This window comes from Serratia sp. BIGb0163 (assembly GCF_024809935.1).
Classification (GTDB): domain Bacteria; phylum Pseudomonadota; class Gammaproteobacteria; order Enterobacterales; family Enterobacteriaceae; genus Serratia; species Serratia quinivorans.
Genome location: NZ_JANUDZ010000016.1, coordinates 1 through 4,669 on the forward strand (window position 1 = coordinate 1; position 4,669 = coordinate 4,669).

Genomic DNA, 4,669 nt, shown 5'->3' on the forward strand with positions numbered 1-4,669 from the left:
CTGGGGGTTAGCGTGGCCCTGTGGTGGTGTGTGGCAGCCGGCTTGCTGACCTCGGATGTGAGTCGTGGCGTGTTGGTATTGACGGCGGGGGCGTTGGTGTTGATTGCCCTCATCAATGCCGGCCGGAGGGCGTCATTGCCGGTGTTCCGCTGTGTCTGTCTGAGCGCCTCACTGGGGGCGGGACTGATGCTGTGGCTGCTGATGGCAGTGCAGTTGTGGGGCGTGGTCAACCCCTAGCCTGGGCCACGAGGACGATAAACAGGACATCCACAACCGCATCCTGTGCGCAGAGCCCATGATGCATGACCGGGGGCGGTTCTCCCCCACCCGCTTATCAGGAGGAAATGACTATGTCAGACAAGGACCAACACACACGCATGTCAGACAGCCCCGCACGGCTCGCCAGGCGAGACCGGGAGGCACAAGAGGCCCTGACATGGCGTGTGGCTGTCGTGGACAGCTGCAGCTACGGGCGAACAGGGCTGGTGAGCGCATTGCAGGGGGCCGCGCCACGCAGCGGACTGACCTTGCGAGTGAGGGGGACCCATGGCCTGGAGATGCTGAGCACGTTATTACTGTCCGGCCTGACGGCACCGGAGGAGATGTTTCGTCTTGACACGCTGGTCGTTCGTCTCCCCACCGAGCCGCGGGCGGCACTGAGCCTGCTGTTGCAGTTGGGGGGGCCTGATGTCCCCCCGACCGTCACACGGCGTCTGGTGGTGCTGTCTGCACTGGCCCCGGAAACGATTTACCGGGTGCTTGGTCAGGTCGGCGTCAGACAGCGGGTTCGGGTGATGGATGACCGCTTGCCGCTCGCCACGCTGTGTCAGGCAGTTGGCCCATCGGACAAGGAAAACGACCCGCTGGCACGGGCTGACTGGAACGGTACGCTGGCGGGGGTGGCGTTATCTGACAGCGAGAGCAGGGTGTTGTGGCAGTGCCTGCAGATGGTCTCCATTCGCGTATTGGCCCAGCGCCAGTCGGTCAGCGCGAAGACGTTGTACAACCAGCGGCTGGGGGCGATGAACAAGCTGGGTGCCTCGCACCTGCAGGCGTTGCTGGACCGGTTTCGGGTTCCCGGGCCTGTGCGGCGGTGGCGCCTGTCCACGCATAACAACACCTGACAGATGAACAAGTGCAGAGGAGAAGACCATGAAAAATACAGTCGCAATGAGTAAAGGGGAGCGCCGCTGGCGCCGGGTGGTGTTGTGGATCATATTGCCGGTGTTGGTGGGGTTGTTGTGGGGATTATTGGTGAGCAGTGACGCCCCTTCGCCCTGAAGGCAGGGCATACCCAACGGACAGCGCGAATAACCCACAACAATCATCAGACTGAGACAGGAGTGAAGGGATGGCGAAAGAACACGATCAGAGGCAGGCGGATGACCTCGCGGAGGAGCACGGTGATGCTGCCGTCTCCATGGCGGTGCTGTTTGCGAAGCCGACGATGCGGGAGCAGTACCGTGCAGCAAGCCGGTTGGCGGCGACGCTGGAGCAAGACAAGCATTATCTCACGGCAGCACAACAGTGGGGGCTGGCGTCGGGTCTGGCGCCGGCCGGGGTCGAGCGTCACTGGTGCGAGTCTCGTGCCCATTGGTGTGAGCGGCGCGCGGGGCTGGTCAGTCAGACGGAGTGAAGGGGGGAAGGGCGTAATGAAAACGCAAGAGCACAATACCGGTACGGTGGTCGCCCCCGCACAGACTAACTACGGCGAATATACGTTACCGCCCACGCTGACAGGTCTGGACGATTTACCGCTGTACATGGTGGTGGCGATATGGGGCTGGCAACGGGGGCGCCCCTTCTGTCGGGAGGACCTGGCGAAGGCGTTCCGGATCACACTGAAACAAGCAGGCGATGTGATGTCGTATATCCGCCGTGCAGATCAGAAGAAAATACAAAGCCGCCAGGGTTATGAACGGCTGATGAAAGGGGTGCGGTGCCGGTACATGCAAATTGTGGCGGAGCCAGACAGAACCGTGAAGAAGGCGTTGAGAGGGAAACCCACGTCGGTCATGGACACCGATTTACCGCAAGACAGCGGGCCCTTGTCGGATGCGGGCTTGCAGGCATTGCGGCGATGGTTCCTGACCCGCCCCAATCCCGGGTGAGCCTCTGTGATGAGAATAATGGGCAGTCAAACACGCTTACTGAGAGGGGGATATCATGGTGTTGAGTTTATCACGATCGCGCAGATACGCTGCATGGATGTGCAGCCGCCGGGGTGCCTGGATGGTCATGGTGTTGGCGTGTGGGCTGTTCTGGGGCCTGATGGGCATGGTGGTGACCCAGTGGTTACTGACGGTTGAGGAGGGCTATGTCACGTTTGTGTTAGCGCCCCTGTTGATTGTCGCCGTTGTGCTCATCGGTGTGCAGTATCCCGCCCTCAGAGACGCCATAACGCGTTATTGGGTACGCCAGCTGCGACGGGCCCTGGCCCGTGGCGATATCCGGGCCTGGTATCAACCGAGGGTGATCGGGGAACAGGGGCACGTCAGTGGGTGTGAGGTATTGGCGCGTTGGCATTTGCCTGGCGGACGTATTCGTGGTGCCGACCGGTTTATTGCCCTGGCGGAAGACAGCGGCCTGATTGCGCCGATGACCCGGTTGCTGGTCCGTCAGGCCTGCCGGGACCTGACGCGAATACAGGCCGGGTTGCCGGTGGGGTTTACGGTGTCGATCAATGTGAGCGCGGCCCATGCAGGGTCAACCCAGTTTTTGCAGGACTGTCGGCGGTTACAACGCGCGCTTGCGGGGCGAGACGTTAGGGTGGTGGCGGAGGTCGGGGAGTGGGCCGCCTTTTCCTGCACGACCGTTGAACGCCAACGGCTCATGGCGTTGCGGAATACCGGTGTTCGGGTGATGCTGGATGATTTTGCGACAGGGTACCCAGGATTAGAGGCGCTCGATATTCTGCCGGTGGACGGGTTTAAGCTAGGCCGGAAGCATGTGCGGGCGCTGTTTGATGGCAGTGCGGTGTCGATGGCCGCACTGATGATCCGCCTGGGGCATTTGATGGCGCTTGAGATTGTGGCTGAGGGTGTCGAGACCCGGGAGCAGCATGAAGGGTTGCTCGCGCATGGCGTCACTCAGCAGCAGGGATATCATTTTTCGCCGCCCCTTGCGGCGGCAGGGTTCGCCGTGTATGTGGCGAGCGGAGGGGGAATGAAAGGAGCAACAGTATGATCCGCCACATTGTGTTTATCGCCTTTCACGCCTCTGCGGCTCAGCAGCAAATAGATGCTGTCAGGCATGCCTTCTTAACCATTCCGCGCAGGGTTGAGGGTGTGCTCGAGGTGGAGTGGGGACAAAACGACAGTCCGGAGGGCAAAAATGCCGGCTTTACCCATGCTGTCCTGATGACGTTTGCCGACGACGCGGCGCGTCAGCGGTATCTCCCCCATCCGGCCCATGAGGCGCTGAAAGCGATACTGACACCTGTACTCAAGGACATTATCGTGCTGGATTATATCCTGGCGGCCACGCACGCTCTCTTTAAGGGCAACAGACGATGAGGAAAAGGATCACCATCATGCTGGTCGCCGCGCTTGGGCTGACCTCGTTTGCGGGCGTGGCGAGTGACCCCAGGCTGCGTTTCCCGGCCGCGGGCGTCATCTGTGACGCCTATTTCTGTGCTGATGTTTTCGGTGTCTCCGACAGACTGACAAATCGATACCTGGGGGAAAAGAAAGGACGGCAATTGACGGTGCAAGGCCGATTTGACCGCACGGCCTTCACCTTTGACAACGGCATTTTCTGCCGTGTACGGGAGAGGGAATGCCGTAACAATCGTTACTTTGGTGCAGGTGGCAAGCATGCCGGTGCTGTGGACAGGGTAACCACCGAGTGGCTCTTCAGGCGGTAGTAGTAAACTGACGTCTGGCATTGACACAAACCACTACCCGATGAGATGACCGATGTGGCGTCTTCTCTCGATGTGCGGGGGGATATCTCTCCCCATGGTTACAGGAATTTTAGGTTATCCCCGGTATCAAGGCGCTGCATCTTTGATATCAGGGGGAACGTTGACGCTCTTAAAGAGGTTTATTATGTCATCCTTATTACAGCTAATTCAGGTCATAGGGGTTGGGTTGGTGTTGCTGTTACCTCTTGCTAATCCGTTGACGACGGTGGTTCTGCTGCTTGGACTTTCCGGCAACATGACGACTGAGGAACGAAACCATCAGTCCCGTATGGCGGCAGTGTATACATTTGCTGTCATGACGGTTGCCTTTTATGCAGGGCAATGGGTAATGAATACGTTTGGAATATCTATTCCTGGCCTGCGTATGGCGGGTGGGCTTATTGTTGCGTTTATCGGCTTTCGCATGTTGTTTCCCCAGCCGCAGACTCCCGACGTGGTGGTAGAGGAAAACCCTGTCCATAAGTCGCGAGCACGTACTGAAACGAATATTGCCTTTGTGCCATTAGCGATGCCGAGCACGGCTGGGCCGGGCACCATTGCAATGATTATCAGTTCAGCGTCCAGTTTCTATAAGAACTCTTATGGGTTAGCTCCCTGGGTAATGCTTGTTGCGCCGGTTGCCATATTTTTTGCCATAGCGTTGATTTTGTGGTTATGCCTGCGCAGCTCAGGCGCAATTGTGAGGCTTGTTGGCAAGGGCGGTATTGAAGCCATCTCTCGTTTGATGGGGTTCTTGCTGGTTTG

9 protein-coding genes are annotated in these 4,669 nt (G+C 59.0%); all 9 read left to right on the plus strand.

Annotated features, from left to right (window positions below; genetic code table 11):
- Positions 1-237 (plus strand): hypothetical protein (locus M2406_RS26295; RefSeq protein ID WP_259191922.1); only part of this gene is annotated, 237 nt, incomplete at its 5' end.
- A gap of 248 nt (positions 238-485) precedes the next feature.
- Positions 486-1,124, plus strand: a complete 639-nt coding sequence (locus M2406_RS26300) for a hypothetical protein (protein WP_259191923.1) — start codon at positions 486-488, stop codon at positions 1,122-1,124.
- A gap of 28 nt (positions 1,125-1,152) precedes the next feature.
- Positions 1,153-1,281 carry a hypothetical protein gene (locus M2406_RS26305; RefSeq protein WP_259191924.1) on the plus strand — a complete coding sequence of 43 codons (129 nt, stop codon included), beginning with the start codon at positions 1,153-1,155 and terminating at the stop codon, positions 1,279-1,281.
- A 70-nt stretch (positions 1,282-1,351) separates the two neighbouring features.
- A complete protein-coding gene (locus M2406_RS26310; RefSeq protein WP_259191925.1) occupies positions 1,352-1,636 on the plus strand; it encodes an ANR family transcriptional regulator in 285 nt (94 codons plus the stop codon).
- A 16-nt stretch (positions 1,637-1,652) separates the two neighbouring features.
- Positions 1,653-2,111, plus strand: a complete 459-nt coding sequence (locus tag M2406_RS26315; RefSeq protein WP_259191927.1) for a CaiF/GrlA family transcriptional regulator — start codon at positions 1,653-1,655, stop codon at positions 2,109-2,111.
- A gap of 121 nt (positions 2,112-2,232) precedes the next feature.
- Positions 2,233-3,186 (plus strand): EAL domain-containing protein, encoded by a 954-nt coding sequence (locus tag M2406_RS26320; RefSeq protein ID WP_259191928.1) that lies wholly within the window; start codon positions 2,233-2,235, stop codon positions 3,184-3,186.
- Positions 3,183-3,515: a Dabb family protein gene (locus M2406_RS26325; protein WP_259191929.1), complete on the plus strand. Its 333-nt coding sequence runs from the start codon at positions 3,183-3,185 to the stop codon at positions 3,513-3,515. The genes M2406_RS26320 and M2406_RS26325 overlap by 4 nt, the downstream gene beginning before the upstream one ends.
- A 17-nt stretch (positions 3,516-3,532) precedes the next feature.
- Positions 3,533-3,865 carry a YcgJ family protein gene (locus M2406_RS26330; protein ID WP_259191930.1) on the plus strand — a complete coding sequence of 111 codons (333 nt, stop codon included), beginning with the start codon at positions 3,533-3,535 and terminating at the stop codon, positions 3,863-3,865.
- Positions 3,866-4,049: 184 nt separating this feature from the next.
- The coding region (locus M2406_RS26335; protein WP_259191931.1) for a MarC family NAAT transporter at positions 4,050-4,669 on the plus strand (620 nt) is incomplete at its 3' end.

What these genes read in the sequence shown, in the direction of transcription:
- M2406_RS26305 (WP_259191924.1), top strand. Translation starts at nt 1,153, where the DNA reads ATGAAAAATACAGTCGCAATGAGTAAAGGGGAGCGCCGCTGGCGCCGG.
- M2406_RS26310 (WP_259191925.1), top strand. Translation starts at nt 1,352, where the DNA reads ATGGCGAAAGAACACGATCAGAGGCAGGCGGATGACCTCGCGGAGGAG.
- M2406_RS26315 (WP_259191927.1), top strand. Translation starts at nt 1,653, where the DNA reads ATGAAAACGCAAGAGCACAATACCGGTACGGTGGTCGCCCCCGCACAG.
- M2406_RS26320 (WP_259191928.1), top strand. Translation starts at nt 2,233, where the DNA reads ATGGTCATGGTGTTGGCGTGTGGGCTGTTCTGGGGCCTGATGGGCATG.
- M2406_RS26325 (WP_259191929.1), top strand. Translation starts at nt 3,183, where the DNA reads ATGATCCGCCACATTGTGTTTATCGCCTTTCACGCCTCTGCGGCTCAG.
- M2406_RS26330 (WP_259191930.1), top strand. Translation starts at nt 3,533, where the DNA reads ATGCTGGTCGCCGCGCTTGGGCTGACCTCGTTTGCGGGCGTGGCGAGT.